Annotated in this window: 12 protein-coding genes and 1 rRNA gene; all 13 read left to right on the top strand. The window is 76.6% G+C overall.

Annotated features, from left to right (window positions below; all coding sequences use genetic code 11):
• Positions 1-7 precede the first annotated feature (7 nt).
• Positions 8-124, top strand: a 5S ribosomal RNA gene (gene rrf / locus E4A51_RS16895).
• Positions 125-1,500: 1,376 nt separating this feature from the next.
• The gene (locus tag E4A51_RS16890) at positions 1,501-2,367 is read left to right on the top strand and encodes a hypothetical protein (protein WP_240696527.1); all 867 of its coding nucleotides are present in this window, start codon (positions 1,501-1,503) and stop codon (positions 2,365-2,367) included.
• Positions 2,364-3,374 (top strand): HAD-IIA family hydrolase, encoded by a 1,011-nt coding sequence (locus E4A51_RS16885; protein WP_070318946.1) that lies wholly within the window; start codon positions 2,364-2,366, stop codon positions 3,372-3,374. The genes E4A51_RS16890 and E4A51_RS16885 overlap by 4 nt, the downstream gene beginning before the upstream one ends.
• A 277-nt stretch (positions 3,375-3,651) precedes the next feature.
• Positions 3,652-3,888 (top strand): hypothetical protein, encoded by a 237-nt coding sequence (locus E4A51_RS16880; RefSeq protein ID WP_134852424.1) that lies wholly within the window; start codon positions 3,652-3,654, stop codon positions 3,886-3,888.
• Entirely contained in the window at positions 3,885-4,733 is an 849-nt protein-coding gene (locus tag E4A51_RS16875) for a TlyA family RNA methyltransferase (RefSeq protein WP_134852423.1), read from the top strand. The genes E4A51_RS16880 and E4A51_RS16875 overlap by 4 nt, the downstream gene beginning before the upstream one ends.
• Positions 4,730-5,602, top strand: coding sequence for an NAD kinase (locus E4A51_RS16870; RefSeq protein ID WP_070318944.1), 873 nt, complete (start codon positions 4,730-4,732; stop codon positions 5,600-5,602). Before E4A51_RS16875 ends, E4A51_RS16870 begins: the two co-directional genes overlap by 4 nt.
• Positions 5,599-7,335 carry a DNA repair protein RecN gene (recN, locus tag E4A51_RS16865; protein ID WP_070318943.1) on the top strand — a complete coding sequence of 579 codons (1,737 nt, stop codon included), beginning with the start codon at positions 5,599-5,601 and terminating at the stop codon, positions 7,333-7,335. The genes E4A51_RS16870 and recN overlap by 4 nt, the downstream gene beginning before the upstream one ends.
• A 6-nt stretch (positions 7,336-7,341) precedes the next feature.
• Positions 7,342-8,529, top strand: coding sequence for a putative cytokinetic ring protein SteA (gene steA, locus E4A51_RS16860; protein WP_046528232.1), 1,188 nt, complete (start codon positions 7,342-7,344; stop codon positions 8,527-8,529).
• Positions 8,530-8,635: 106 nt separating this feature from the next.
• Positions 8,636-9,712 carry a copper transporter gene (locus E4A51_RS16855; RefSeq protein ID WP_070318941.1) on the top strand — a complete coding sequence of 359 codons (1,077 nt, stop codon included), beginning with the start codon at positions 8,636-8,638 and terminating at the stop codon, positions 9,710-9,712.
• Positions 9,709-10,617, top strand: a complete 909-nt coding sequence (locus tag E4A51_RS16850) for a hypothetical protein (RefSeq protein ID WP_070318940.1) — start codon at positions 9,709-9,711, stop codon at positions 10,615-10,617. The genes E4A51_RS16855 and E4A51_RS16850 overlap by 4 nt, the downstream gene beginning before the upstream one ends.
• Entirely contained in the window at positions 10,614-12,287 is a 1,674-nt protein-coding gene (gene murJ, locus E4A51_RS16845; RefSeq protein ID WP_134852422.1) for a murein biosynthesis integral membrane protein MurJ, read from the top strand. Before E4A51_RS16850 ends, murJ begins: the two co-directional genes overlap by 4 nt.
• Before the next feature lie 67 nt (positions 12,288-12,354).
• Positions 12,355-14,019 (top strand): CTP synthase, encoded by a 1,665-nt coding sequence (locus tag E4A51_RS16840; RefSeq protein ID WP_046528234.1) that lies wholly within the window; start codon positions 12,355-12,357, stop codon positions 14,017-14,019.
• A complete protein-coding gene (locus tag E4A51_RS16835; RefSeq protein ID WP_134852421.1) occupies positions 14,016-14,624 on the top strand; it encodes an NUDIX domain-containing protein in 609 nt (202 codons plus the stop codon). The genes E4A51_RS16840 and E4A51_RS16835 overlap by 4 nt, the downstream gene beginning before the upstream one ends.
• Positions 14,625-14,695 lie beyond the last annotated feature (71 nt).

Genomic DNA, 14,695 nt, shown 5'->3' with positions numbered 1-14,695 from the left:
ACAGCGTTACGGCGGTCATAGCGAAGGGGAAACGCCCGGTCCCATTCCGAACCCGGAAGCTAAGCCCTTCAGCGCCGATGGTACTGCACTCGCCAGGGTGTGGGAGAGTAGGACGCCGCCGGACAACTATTCAACGAAAGGCCCACCCCTCACAGGGGTGGGCCTTTCGTCGTTCACCGCGTGACAGACAGATCGTGAGGTACCGCCGTGCGGCCAGGGGGCTCGGCGACGGTATCCCTGTCCGATCGGGGCAGCAGCGCCCGCCCTCGACGGGTCCCGGCAGCGGTCGTCCTCGACAGGCGCCGCGTCACGGCCGCGCCGCACGCGTGATGAACCTCTCACCAACCCCACCTCGCGAGCTCGACGTGCGTGCACCGTCGGCCGCCGGGATGGGACGATGGGCACTCAAGACGACGGGGAGTACAGATGAACAGCGACGCCACGGACTCGGGCGACCAGCAGCGCCCGCGACGCGCCGGTGAGGTGCGAGGCTCCGGGCCTCGGCGTGAGCCGCGCCGCGACGGTGCGCCCCGCGCAGGCCGCGACGGCGACCGCGCCGGCGGCGGCCGGTCCTGGGCACCGAGGGGCGACACCGGACGTGGCGTCGACCGAGGAGGCCGAGGCGGAACGGGCGGCGCGGCGCGGCGACCCGGGTCGGGTTCCGGCGGTGCGGGATACGGCGCACCTGACCGGGACGCTGGCGACCGCGCGCGCCCTGACCGTCGCGGCGCGGAGGCCTCGCGCGCGCGAGGCGGGGCGTGGGGTGCGTCGTCGGACCGCTCGCCGCGGACGGGTGGCGCCGCTCGTCCGGCCCGTGAGGGCGACGCGCGCCGGGACGAGCGTGACGGACGTGGCGCCGGACGTGGCGCGGCCGGCCGGCCCGAGCGTGGGTCTTGGTCGAGCGAGGGACGGGGTGCTGAGCGTCCCGCGCGGCGGGGGCCTTCCGCGTCCGGTGAGCAGGGACGTGACCGGGACCGCGGTGCGGGCGCGAGCCGCGGTGGTGAGCGTGCGTACGGACGTCCGGACCGCCCTCGGGGCGGTGCCGGTGGCGACCGTGGACGACCTTCGTACGGTGCAGACCGGCGCGGACCGGCGGAGGGCGGCGCCGACAGGCGCCCGTCGACGGGACGCGCCGTGGGCGCGGCCGGCGGCAGCCGTGGACCTGTGCGCGGGCCGGAGCGTGGTGGGTCCGGTCCGCGCCCCGCGCGCGCCGACGGAGCACGGCCGTGGTCGCGCGACGCCGATGGCGCGCGCGGCGTCGACGAGCGACGCGGTGACGAGCGCCGTGGCCCGGCACGCCCGGCTCACGACGGGGGGCCTCGCGGCCCGCGGGACGGCCAGCGGAGCACCGGGCGGCCCCTCCGCGGCGGTGCCGGCCGGCCGGACCGACCGGGCGCCGGGGGTGCGTCCCGCGCGACCGGGGCGCCGACCGAGCACGTCGAGCGGGTCCCCGCTCCGCCGCTGCCCGACGGCGTCACGTTCTCGCAGCTCGACCGCGACGTGCGCGGGCGGCTGCGCACGCTGAGCAAGGAGAACGCCGACCGCGTCGGACGGCACCTCGTGATGGTGGGTCGCCTGATCGACGACGACCCCGAGGCCGCCTACGAGCACGCGCAGGCCGCGGTGCGCCGCGCGGGACGCGTCGACGTCGTGCGCGAGGCCGCGGGTCTCGCGGCGTACCGGACCGGGCGGTTCGCCGAGGCGCTCCGCGAGCTGCGGACCGTGCGCCGGCTCAACGGGTCGTCGGAGCACCTGCCCGTCATGGCCGACGCCGAGCGCGGGCTCGGGCGCCCCGAGCGCGCGATCGCCCTGTCGCAGGAGCCCGAGGCCGCCGAGCTCGACCGTGACGCACGCGTCGAGCTCGCCATGGTCGTCAGCGGGGCGCGCCTCGACCTGGGCCAGCCCGAGGCCGCGGTCGCGGCCCTGACGGGTGAGCTCGTGCAGGGTCTGCGGGGCGTGCTCGCCGCGCGGGTCGCCCAGGCACGCGCCGCCGCGCTCGAGGCGGCCGGGCTCCCGGACGCCGCCGCGGCGGAGCTCGCGCCGTTCTCGCGCCGGGTGCTGGACGCGGCGGCCGGCGCCGCGTCGGACGACGACGTCGTGGTGTACGACCTCGTCGAGGACGAGGACCCGCAGGACGAGGACGACGCGTCGCACGAGGTCGCCGATGCTCGGGGTGACGAGGTCGCCGTGCGCGACGAGCCCGACGACGACGGCTCGGAGGCGGGCGTGACGGCGGACGGCACGGCCGCGCCGGCCGAGCCGGGTGCGGATGCACCCGGCAGCCGCACGGTCGACGACGTGACCGACGAGGGCACGACGGACGAGGGCACCACGGACGAGGGCATCACGAACGAGGGAGCACGGTGAGCGCACGAGGACTGCTGGGCAGCGACGAGCCGCTCGCGACGCGCTACGACCTGGCGCTGGTCGACCTCGACGGGGTGGCGTACCGCGGGCACGAGCCCATCGACGGCGCTGCGGAGGGTCTCGCGCAGGCCCGCGCGGCCGGCATGCGGCTCGTGTTCGTGACGAACAACGCGTCACGCGAGCCCGAGACCGTGGCGGACCAGCTCACCGGTCTCGACATCCCGACGCGTGCCGACGAGGTCATGACCGCGGCGCAGGCCGCGGCCGAGCTGCTCGCGACCCGGGTCGAACCCGGGGCGTCCGTGCTCGTCGTCGGCGGTGCGGGGCTGCACACGGCCGTGCGTGCGAAGGGCTACCGTGTCGTCGGCTCGGCCGACGACGAGCCCGTGGCGGTCGTCCAGGGCTTCGCTCCCGACCTCGGGTGGTCGGACCTCGCCGAGGCCGCGTACGCGGTGCAGCGCGGGGCGTGGCACGTCGCGTCCAACCTCGACCTGAGCCTGCCCACGGCCCGTGGCTTCGCGCCCGGCAACGGTTCGCTCGTGGGCGCCGTCCGTGCCGCGACCGGTGTCGAGCCGGCCAGCGCGGGCAAGCCGTCGCCGACGATGTACCGGCTCGCGGTCGCCCGTGCGGGCGCCGCCGCGCCGCTCGTCGTCGGTGACCGCCTCGACACCGACCTCGCGGGGGCACGCGCGGGCGACATGCCCGGCCTGCACGTCCTCACGGGCGTGAGCACGGCGCGCGACGCGGTGCTCGCGGCGCCCGGGGAGCGCCCGCACTACCTCGCCGCCGACCTGCGTGCCCTGCTCGTGCCCCACCCGGAGCCGGTGGTCGACGGCGGCTGGTGGGTGTGCCGCGACGCGGCCGCGCGCGTCGTGGACGGCGGGCTCGAGCTGCGGGGGACCCCGGTGGACCCGGTGGACCTCGTGCGTGCCGCGTGCGCCGCGGCGTGGGACGCCGTCGACACCGGTGCGCCGCTCGACGCGGCGTCGGTGCCCGAGCTCGGCTGACCGGCCGGCGAGCACCCGGCCTGTGGGTGGCGCGCGCCCCGTGTCGCCGCCGGCGGGTAGCGTGGACGCGCGCCGCCCGTCCGCGGACGGCGCTCCGAGGACCCGCGTCCGCCCGACGGCACCGAGGTGCGGCCCGGCGACGTGCGGACGGCACCGGGACGGAGCGGAACGAGGTGGGCCGGACCTGGGACGGCACGGGCGCGTGGCCTGACCGCCGCAGGATCAGGACCAGCACCAGGACCGGACCGAGGCAGGACCAGACCAGGGAGGACGTGACATGAGCGAAGCCGTGCAGGACCCCGGCGAGCCGCGTGCCTTGCCCTCCCCGGCGACGCTGGCCGCGCACGCCCGTGACGCGGACCCCGGCGACGGCGTCCTGGACGGGGACGCCGCCGTCGAGGAGGCGCTGCGCCGGCTCGAGGGGGTCGACGACCTCGACCTCGCGGCCCAGGCCGCGACGTTCGAGGCCGTGCACACGGCGCTCCAGGAGCGGCTGGCGGACGCCGAGGGATGACGGCGACCACGACGAGGGCCCGGATCGACGCGGAGCTCGTGCGCCGCGGCCTCGCGCGATCGCGCGGCCAGGCGGGAGCGCTGCTGGCGGCCGGGCGCGTGCGCGTCGACGGCGCCACGGTGACGCGCGCCGCGACGCCCGTCGGCGAGGGCCAGGACGTCGTCGTCGACGCCGACCCGGGCGACCCCGGGTACGCGTCGCGCGCGGCGCACAAGCTCGCCGACGCACTCGACGCCTACGGTCCCGCCGGCCCGGACCCGGCCGCAGGGACGTGCCTCGACGCCGGCGCCAGCACGGGCGGGTTCACCGACGTCCTGCTGCGGCGCGGCGCCCGGCACGTCGTCGCCGTGGACGTGGGCCACGGCCAGCTCGTCGCGCGCCTGCGCGACGACCCGCGCGTCGAGGTGCGCGAGCACGTGAACGTGCGTGACCTCGCGGCCGGGGACGTCGCACCCGCGCCGCGGCTCGTCGTGGCCGACCTGTCGTTCATCTCCCTCACGCTCGTCCTCGCGCCGCTGCTGGCGGTCGCGGCGCCCGGTGCGGACCTCGTCCTCCTGGTCAAGCCGCAGTTCGAGGTCGGGCGCGAGCGGCTCGGCGCCGACGGCGTCGTGCGCGACCCGCGACTGTGGGCCGAGGTCCTGACCGCCGTCGCGCACCACGCCCAGGGCCTCGGCGCGACCGTGCGCGACGTCCGGCCGAGCACGCTGCCCGGGACCCACGGCAACGTCGAGTTCGTGCTGTGGCTGCGGGCCCCCGGCGGGGACGCCGCCGCGGTCGCGCTCGACGTGACCGCGGCGGTGTCCGACGCCGTCACCACCGCCGGACGGATCGGAGCGACCCCGTGACCCGACGCGCCCTCCTCGTGCGCCACAGCGGGCGGCCCGAGGCCCTGGCCGCGACCGACGCGGTCGTGCGGGCCCTGCGCGCCGCCGACGTCGAGCCCGTGACCGCGACGCGCGACACGACGCCCGGTGAGCTCCCCGACTTCGAGCTCGCCGTCGTGCTCGGCGGCGACGGCACGATCCTGCGCGCCGCCGAGCTCACGCGCGGCACCGACGTGCCGCTGCTCGGGGTCAACCTCGGCCACGTCGGGTTCCTCGCCGAGATCGAGCCCGCCGACGTCGAGACGGCCGTGCAGCGGCTCACCGCGGGGGAGTACACCGTCGAGGAGCGCACGACGCTCGACCTGCGCGTCATCGGCACCGACGGGCGCGTCGAGGGCTGCTGGGCGCTCAACGAGGCGGCGCTGGAGAAGACCGACCCGGCGCGCATGATCGAGGTCGTGATCGAGGTCGACGGCCGGCCGCTGTCGTCGTTCGGCTGCGACGGGCTGGTCGTGGCCACGGCGACCGGCTCGACCGCGCACGCGTTCTCGGCCGGGGGACCGGTCGTGTGGCCCGACGTGCACGGCATGGTGATGGTGCCGCTCGCGGCGCACACGCTCTTCGCGCGTCCGCTGGTGCTGGGGCCGAGCAGCGTGCTCGCGGTCGAGGTGATCGACCGGTCGCCGTCGCCCGCGGTCGTCACGTGCGACGGGCGGCGGCAGCACGCGCTCCCGCGCGGGGCACGGCTCGAGGTGCGCGTCAGCGACGTGCCCGTGCGGTTCGCGCGGCTCAACCCGGCGCCGTTCACGACGCGGCTCGTGCAGAAGTTCGACCTGCCGGTGGTGGGGTGGCGCGGCGTGACCCGCGAGGACGAGGACGGTGCGGGGTGATCGACGAGATCCGGATCGACGACCTGGGCGTCATCGGGCGCGCGCACGTGCGGCTCGGCCCCGGGCTGACGGTCCTCACCGGCGAGACCGGCGCCGGCAAGACCATGGTGCTCACGGCGCTCGGCCTGCTGCTGGGCGGCAAGGCCGACCCGGCGACCGTGCGCACGGGCGCGGACGGCGCCGCGGTGGAGGGGCGCGTGCTGCTGCCCGTCGACTCTGCCGCGCTCGTGCGGGCGCGCGACGCGGGCGCCGACGTGGACGACGACGGCACGCTCGTCGTGCTGCGGACCGTGAGCGCGGGCACGCCCGACGCACCGGGACGCTCCCGGGCGTACCTCGGCGGACGCTCGGTGCCGCAGGGCGTGCTGGCGGAGATCGCCGAGGAGCTCGTGACCGTGCACGGCCAGGCCGACCAGGTGCGGCTGCGCTCGTCCGCGCGGCAGCGGGCCGCGCTCGACGCGTTCGCGGGCGCCGCGCACGCGCAGACGCTCGCGGCGTACGCCGAGGCGTGGTCGCGGCGGGTGCGCGTGCGTGCCGAGCTCGACGACCTCGTGACGCGCGCGCAGGAGCGTGCGCGGGAGGCCGAGCTCCTGCGTCTCGGTCTGGTCGAGGTCGAGCGCGTCGACCCGCAGCCCGGCGAGGACGTCGAGCTCGCGGCCGAGGCCGAGCGTCTCGGGCACGCCGAGGACCTGCGGGCGGCCGCGGCGGGCGCGCACGTCGCGCTCGTCGGCGACGAGGACGTGGCCGACGGCGGCGCGGCCGCGACGCTGCTCGTCGAGGAGGCCCGCCGCCAGCTCGAGCAGGTGGGGCACCACGACGCGGCGCTCGCGGCGCTCGCGGTGCGCGCCGCCGAGGCCGGCTACCTGCTCGCCGACGTCGCCGCCGAGCTGTCCGCCTACGTGCAGGACCTGCAGGCGGACCCGGCGCGGCTCGACGCCGTGCAGCGCCGCCGCGCCGAGCTCACGGCGCTGACGCGCAGCTACGGCGAGGACGTCGCCGCGGTGCTCGCGTGGTCGCAGGACGCGTCGCGCCGCCTCCTCGAGCTCGACGGCGGGCAGGAGCGCGTCGACGAGCTGCGCGCGCGCTGCGCCGAGCTCGACGCGACGCTCCAGGAGCTGGGCGCCACGATCACGTCGACGCGCACCGAGGCCGCGGCGCGGCTCGCCGCGGCCGTGACCGACGAGCTCGCGGGCCTCGCGATGGCCGGGGCGCACCTCGAGGTCGTCGTGCGCCCCGCCGACGAGCCGGCCGCCCACGGCGCCGACCACGTCGAGATGCTGCTCGTGCCGCACCAGGGCGCGCCCGCACGCCCCCTCGGCAAGGGCGCGTCGGGCGGCGAGCTCTCGCGCGTCATGCTCGCGCTCGAGGTCGCGCTCGCGACGGCCGAGGGCTCGGGCGCCGCGACGCCGGGCACGTTCGTGTTCGACGAGGTCGACGCCGGGGTCGGCGGGCGTGCCGCGACGCAGATCGGCGAGCGGCTCGCGCAGCTCGCGCGCGGGACGCAGGTCCTGGTCGTGACGCACCTCGCCCAGGTCGCCGCGTTCGCCGACCGTCACCTGGTCGTGACGAAGTCCGTCGCCGACGGCGTGGACGTCGTCACGGAGTCCGACGTGCGGCAGGTCGAGGGCGAGGACCGCGTGCGCGAGCTCGCCCGGATGCTCTCCGGCCAGGACGACTCGGAGGCGGCGCGCGCGCACGCGGCCGAGCTCCTGGCCCAGTCCGTGGGACGATGACCCCCGATGAGAGTCTCCCTGCGCCGCCGCACGTCCCCGACCGATGACGCCGAGATCGTCGGGCCGCTCCGCGTCGACCCCCGGACCAAGTCGCTGACCAAGCGGCTCAAGCCCGGTGACGTCGCGGTGATCGACCACCTCGACCTCGACCGCGTGTCCGCCGAGGCGCTGGTCGCGTGCCAGCCCGCCGCGGTCCTCAACGCCGCGCGCTCGACGTCCGGCCGGTACCCCAACCTCGGCCCCGAGATCCTCGTGAGCGCGGGCGTCCCGCTCGTCGACGACCTCGGGCCCGACGTCATGGCGCTCACCGAGGGTCGTGTCCTGCGCATCGTCGAGGGCGCCGTGTACGACGGCGACACGCTCGTCGCCGAGGGCGTCGCGCAGACGCCCGAGAGCGTCGCGGCGACGATGGAGGAGGCCCGCGCGGGGCTGTCCGTGCAGCTCGAGTCCTTCGCCGCCAACACGATGGACTACCTGCGGCGCGAGCGCGAGCTCCTGCTCGACGGCGTCGGCGTGCCCGACATCGACACGCGCATCGACGGCCGCCAGGTGCTCATCGTCGTGCGCGGGTACCACTACAAGGAGGACCTCGTCACGCTGCGCCCGTACATCCGCGAGTACCGCCCGGTGCTCATCGGCGTGGACGGCGGCGCGGACGCGATCCTCGAGGCGGGCTGGCGGCCCGACATGATCGTCGGCGACATGGACTCCGTCTCCGACCGCGCGCTGCAGTGCGGCGCCGAGATCGTGGTGCACGCCTACCGGGACGGGCGCGCGCCCGGCATCGCGCGCGTCGAGCAGCTCGGCGTGCCGCACGTCGTGTTCCCCGCGACGGGCACCAGCGAGGACGTCGCGATGCTGCTCGCCGACGACAAGGGCGCCGAGCTCATCGTCGCGGTCGGCACGCACGCGACGCTCGTCGAGTTCCTCGACAAGGGTCGCGCGGGCATGGCGAGCACGTTCCTCACGCGCCTGCGCGTCGGCGGCAAGCTCGTCGACGCCAAGGGCGTGTCGCAGCTGTACCAGCACCGCATCTCGAACCTGCAGCTCACGCTGCTCGTCCTCGCGGGGCTCCTCGCGCTCGGGGTGGCGCTCGCGTCGACGGCCGCCGGTCAGACCCTCATCGGCCTCGTGGGCGCCCGCGTCGACGACCTCGTGTCGTGGGCGGGCTCGCTGTTCGGCGGAGCGACGTGACCCGCGCCGGTGCGCGCCCGGTCACGACCGCCGCGCACCCCGGCCCCCTGCCCGCCGCACGCCCCGCCGCGACCCGTCGCGCACCCGACCGAGAGCACCCCACCCCGTGATCGACTTCCGGTACCACATCGTCTCGCTCATCTCCGTCTTCCTCGCGCTCGCCGTCGGCATCGCGCTCGGCGCCGGTCCGCTCAAGGAGACCATCGGGGACACCCTGACCGGTCAGGTCCAGGTCCTGCGCACCGAGAAGGAGGACCTGCGCGCGCAGCTCGACGCGACCGGCGGCGACCTCGCGGCCGTCGAGGCGTTCGCCGCGGCGTCGGGCGACCGGCTGCTGCCGGGCACGCTCACGGACCGCCGCGTCGCGCTCGTGCTGCTCGACCAGGTGCCGCAGGCGGAGGTCGAGGGGCTGACCGAGCGGATCGCGCTCGCGGGCGCGACCGTGTCGGCCACGGCGACCGTCAACGACACGTGGACGGACCCCGGCCTCGCGACCTACCGGCGCACGCTCGCGGGCACGCTCGTCTCGTACCTGGACGCGCCGCCGGCGGCCGACGCGGGCACCGACGTCGAGCTCGCCGAGGCGCTCGTCTCGGGCCTCGTCGGCGCCGACGCGGCCGCGCCCGACACGCTCTCGGAGAACGCGTCGTCGCTGCTCGACGTGCTCGCGGAGGGCGACCGTGCGCTCGTGACGTTCTCGGAGGACGTCACGCGCCCCGCCGACGCGGTCGTCGTCGTGGTCGGCGCGGCGCCCGCCGCGTCGGGCGCCACGCCGTCGCCCGACGCCGTCGCCGCGGCGACGGCGTCCCGGCTCGCGATCGCGTCCGCCGCCCAGCGGCTCTCGGACGGCGCGGTCCTCGCGGGCGACACGCGCAGCGCTGACAGCCTCGTGGCCGCCGCGCGCGCGGACGGCGACCTCGCGGCGTCGCTCACGACAGTGCAGGACGCGACCACGGTCGCGGGGCAGGTCGTGGTGCCGCTCGCACTGGCCACGAGCATCGCGGGGCGGCCCGCGCACTACGGCTTCGGGGACGGGCTGACGCCGCTGCCCCCGGCCGTGCAGCTGCCGCCCGTCGACCGCACCCCGAGCGTGCCCGAGGAGCAGACCGCTGACGGCACGGACCCGGCGCAGCCCCAGGGCGAGGACGGTGCGACCGCGGGTGACGACGGCGGTGCCGGGTGAGCGTCGTGCGACGGCTCGTCGCGGCGTCCGCCGCCGCGGGTGCCACGTCGCTCGTGCGCGGCGCGCTCGACTGGCAGCCGCCCGGCGGCGCCGCGACGTGGACGCGCACCAACCACCGCGGTGAGCCCGTGAGCCTGCTCGAGGGCCCGTCGCTCGCGGCGGGCGTCCTGGCCGGTGCGCTCGTCGGCACCGGCGGAGCGCGCGCGACCGCGGCCGCGACGGTCGCCGTGGTGGGCTCGGGCGCGTTCGGCCTGGTCGACGACCTGCGGGAGGACACCTCGACGCGGACGAAAGGTCTGCGCGGCCACCTGGGGGCGCTGGCGCACGGCCGGCTGACCACCGGGGGACTCAAGGTGCTGGGGATCGGCGCGAGCGCGCTCGCGGCCGCGGCCCTGGCGCCCCCCGCGGGCGGCGCCGCGTCGCGACCCGTCGCGCGCGCCGTGGACACGCTCGCGTCGGCCGCGCTCGTCGCCGGCACCGCGAACCTCGTCAACCTGCTCGACCTGCGTCCGGGACGCGCGCTGAAGGCCTCGGCGCTCGTGGCCGCCCCGCTCGTCACGGGCCCGGGTGGCGGCGTCGCGTCCGCGGTGCTGGGTGCGGCGTCGACCGCGATCGAGGCGGACCTCGCGGAGACCGACATGCTCGGCGACTCGGGCGCGAACGCGCTGGGCGCCGCGCTCGGCACCGCGCTCGTGCTCGGCGCGCCGCGCCGCGTGCGGCTGGGAGCGCTCGCGGTCGTGGTCGGCCTGACGCTCGCGAGCGAGCGCGTCAGCTTCACACGCGTCATCGAGCGGACGCCGGTGCTGCGCGAGCTCGACGCGTGGGGCCGTCGGCCCGCGCACGTGCCGCGGCCCGCGCCCGTGCCGGCCGGGGGCGGTCGCGCGACGGGGCCCGACGCGGCATGAGCGGGCGGCTGCGCCGCACGCTGCAGGGGCTGCTCGGTGCCGCGGCGCTGATCGCCGTGGTCACGGTCGTGAGCCGTGCCCTCGGGCTCGTGCGCACGCTCGTGCTCAACGGCACGGTGGGCTCGGGCGACATCGCCGACGCCTACAACGCCGCGAACACGCTGCCGAACATCCTGTTCGAGGCCGCCGCGGGCGGTGCCCTCGCGGGCGCGATCGTGCCGCTGCTCGCGGCCCCGGTCGCGCGCGCCGACCGCGAGCAGGTGGGACGCGTCGTCTCCGCCGCGCTCGGCTGGGTGCTGCTCGTCCTGGTGCCGCTGGGGGGTCTGCTCGCGGCGCTGAGCGGCGTGGTCGGGGCGTTCGCCGCGAAGGGCGACCCGGTGATGGCGGCCACCATCCGGTACTTCGTCCTGGTGTTCGCGGTGCAGGTGCCCGTCTACGGCCTGACGGTGCTCCTGTACGGCGTGCTGCAGGCCCACCGGAAGTTCTTCTGGCCCGCGTTCGCGCCCGTGCTGAACTCGGCGGTGCTGATCGCCACGTTCGCGCTCTACGGCGTCCTCGCCGACGGCGAGGTCAGCGACCCGACCGCGCTCACCCCGGGTGCGCTCGACCTGCTGGCCTGGGGGACCACCGCGGGCGTCGTCGCGATGCTCCTGCCCGTCCTGCTCCCGGCGCGTCGCCTCGGGGTCCGGCTGCGTCCGACGCTGCGCTTCCCGGGCGACACGGGCCGCCGGTTCCGCGCCCTGGGGCTCGCGGGCCTCGGCGGCGTCGTCGCCCAGCAGGTCTCGGTCCTCGTGATCGTGCTCCTCGCCACCGGGCTGCTGCCGAACGACGGACGCGGCTACTCGGCGATCGTCTACGCGCAGCAGGTGTACCTGCTGCCGTACGCCGTGCTCGTCGTGCCGCTCGCGACGTCGACGTTCCCGCGCGTCGCGGCGCACGCCGCCGCCGGGGACCGGTCGCGGTTCGCCGCGACCTCGGCCGTGACGACGCGCGCGGTGCTCGTCGTGGGGGCGCTGGGGGCGGCCGCGGTGCTCGCGGGGGCCGGTGCGGTCGCGGCGGTGTTCGCCGACATGACCCCGGGCGACGGTGCCGGGCTCGTCGAGGCCATGGGCGTCCTGCTCACGTGGATGCCCGCGGGCGTCGTCGGGCTCGCCGTGATGTTCCACGTCTCGCGCACGCTGTACGCGGTCGAGCGGGCCCGGGCGGCGGTCCTCACCAACGTCGCTGGCTGGGGTGCGCTCGCGGTGCTGGCGCCCGTGCTCGCGCTCCTCGCGGGCAGGGACGACCCGGTGGGCGTGCTGCGGGGGATCGGTCTCGCGACGTCGCTCGGCATGGCCGTCGGCGCGGTCGCCGCCCTCGTGGCGCTGCGGCGTGTCGCGGGGCCGTCCGCGCTCGCCGGGCTGGGACGCACGGCGCTGGTCGCGCTCGCGGCGGCCGCGGCGGGTGCCGCCGCGGGTCGTGGCGTCGCGACGACCGTGCTCGAGGTCGTCGGCGACGACGCGCTGACGGCGACCGTCGCCGCCGCGGGCGGTGCGGTCGTGGCCGCGACCGTCGTGGTCGCGGCCGTCGTGCTGCTCGACCGGGGGACGCTCCTGGGCGTGCTGCGCGTCGAGCGGGCCGAGCCCGTCGGTCCCGCCACGACGGTCGTCCCGCCGCCCCCCGTCGGCTGACCGCGACCGGTCCCACGGCGCGTGGTCCCCTCACCGGTCCGCGCGTCCGGTAGGGTGGAAGCCCGTGATGGATCGCGCACATCGACTCTCCGGGCGGTCGGACAACCTGACCCGGCACATCTTCGTCACGGGGGGCGTCGCCTCCTCACTGGGGAAGGGACTGACGGCCAGCAGCCTCGGTCGCCTGCTCCGCTCGCGGGGCCTGCGGGTCACGATGCAGAAGCTCGACCCGTACCTCAACGTCGACCCCGGGACGATGAACCCGTTCCAGCACGGTGAGGTCTTCGTCACCGAGGACGGTGCCGAGACGGACCTCGACGTCGGCCACTACGAGCGGTTCCTCGACGTGAACCTCGTCGGCTCGGCCAACGTCACGACCGGCCAGGTCTACTCGAACGTCATCGCCAAGGAGCGTCGCGGCGAGTACCTCGGCGACACCGTGCAGGTCATCCCGCACATCACCGACGAGATCAAGGAGCGCATGCGCTCGCAGGCGTCGGACGACGTCGACGTGATCATCACGGAGATCGGCGGCACGGTCGGCGACATCGAGTCGCAGCCGTTCCTCGAGGCCGCGCGCCAGGTGCGCCACGACCTGGGACGCGACAACGTGTTCTTCCTGCACGTGTCGCTGCTGCCGTACATCGGCCCGTCGGGCGAGCTCAAGACCAAGCCCACGCAGCACTCCGTCGCGGCGCTGCGCAGCATCGGCATCCTGCCCGACGCGATCGTGCTGCGCGCCGACCGCGAGGTGCCCGAGTCGATCAAGCGCAAGATCGCGCTGTTCTGCGACGTCGACGTCGACTCGGTCGCGATCGCGCGCGACGCGTCGAGCATCTACGACATCCCGCGCGTGCTGCACGCCGAGGGCCTCGACGCGTACGTCGTGCAGCGCCTCGGCCTGCCCTTCCGGGACGTCGAGTGGAGCGGCTGGCAGGACCTGCTGCGCCGCGTGAACACGCCCGCGCACCACGTCGAGGTCGCGCTCGTCGGCAAGTACATCGACCTGCCCGACGCGTACCTGTCGGTGACCGAGGCGCTGCGCGCCGGCGGGTTCCACCACGACGCGCGCGTCACGATCCGCTGGGTGACGTCGGACGACTGCCAGACGCCCGCGGGCGCGCAGGAGGCGCTGGGCGGCGTGGACGCCGTGCTCGTGCCCGGCGGGTTCGGCGTGCGCGGCATCGAGGGCAAGCTCGGTGCGCTGCGCTGGGCGCGCGAGCACAAGGTGCCCACGCTGGGCCTGTGCCTCGGCCTGCAGTGCATGGTCATCGAGTACGCGCGCAACGTCGTGGGCCTCGAGGGCGCGTCGTCCTCGGAGTTCGAGCCCGACTCGCCGCACCCCGTCATCGCGACCATGGCGGAGCAGCTCGCGATCGTCGACGGCGCGGGCGACATGGGCGGCACGATGCGCCTGGGCGCCTACGACGCGACGCTCGTGCCGGGGTCGGTCGTCGCCGAGGCGTACGGCACCGAGCACGTGTCCGAGCGCCACCGCCACCGGTACGAGGTGAACAACGCGTACCGCGAGCAGCTCGAGGCCGCGGGCCTCGTGATCTCGGGCGTCTCGCCCGACTCCTCGCTCGTGGAGTTCGTCGAGCTGCCGCGCGAGGAGCACCCGTTCTACGTCGCGACGCAGGCGCACCCCGAGTTCAAGTCGCGCCCGACGCGTGCGCACCCGCTGTTCGCGGGCCTCGTGGGTGCGGCCCTCGCGGCGCGGAACCCCGCGTGAGCGAGGACCGGCTGGTCGACGTCCCGCGCGAGCGGGACGTCGTCGAGCACCGGCTGCTGCACGCCGGGCGCGTGTGGGACCTGGTGTCCGACACGGTGGCTCTCGACGACGGCGACGTCGTGCGCGAGTACGTCGACCACCCGGGTGCCGTCGCGGTGGTCGCGCTCGACGAGCAGGACCGCGTGCTGCTGCTGCAGCAGTACCGGCACCCCGTGCGGCACGAGCTGTGGGAGCCGCCCGCGGGGCTGCTCGACGTCGAGGGGGAGGACCCCGTGGCGGCGGCGGCGCGCGAGCTCGCCGAGGAGGCGGACCTCGTGGCCGGCCGTTGGTGGCGCCTCGTGGAGATCTTCAGCTCGCCGGGCGGCTCGGACGAGCGCATCACGGTGTTCCTGGCGCGCGACCTCGCCGAGGTGCCGGTCGACGAGCGGTACGTGCGCGGCGAGGAGGAGGCGTCCATGGTGCCCGTGTGGGTGCCGCTCGACGACGCCGTCGCCGCCGTGCTCGCGGGGCGCCTGCACTCGCCGACGGCCGTCGCGGGCGTGCTGGCGGCGGCCGCCGCGCGCGCGGCGGGCTGGTCGACCCTCACCGAGGTCACGCTGGCCTGAGGCCGGCGGGCGCGATCGCACCGCGGCCCCGGACGCGCCAGGCGCTCCGGGGCAGCGGTGCGTCCGGGGGC

It is taken from the genome of Cellulomonas sp. HD19AZ1 (assembly GCF_004535805.1).
In the GTDB taxonomy this organism is placed as follows: Bacteria; Actinomycetota; Actinomycetes; order Actinomycetales; family Cellulomonadaceae; genus Cellulomonas; species Cellulomonas iranensis.
This window is presented reverse-complemented; position numbering and strand designations above follow the sequence as displayed.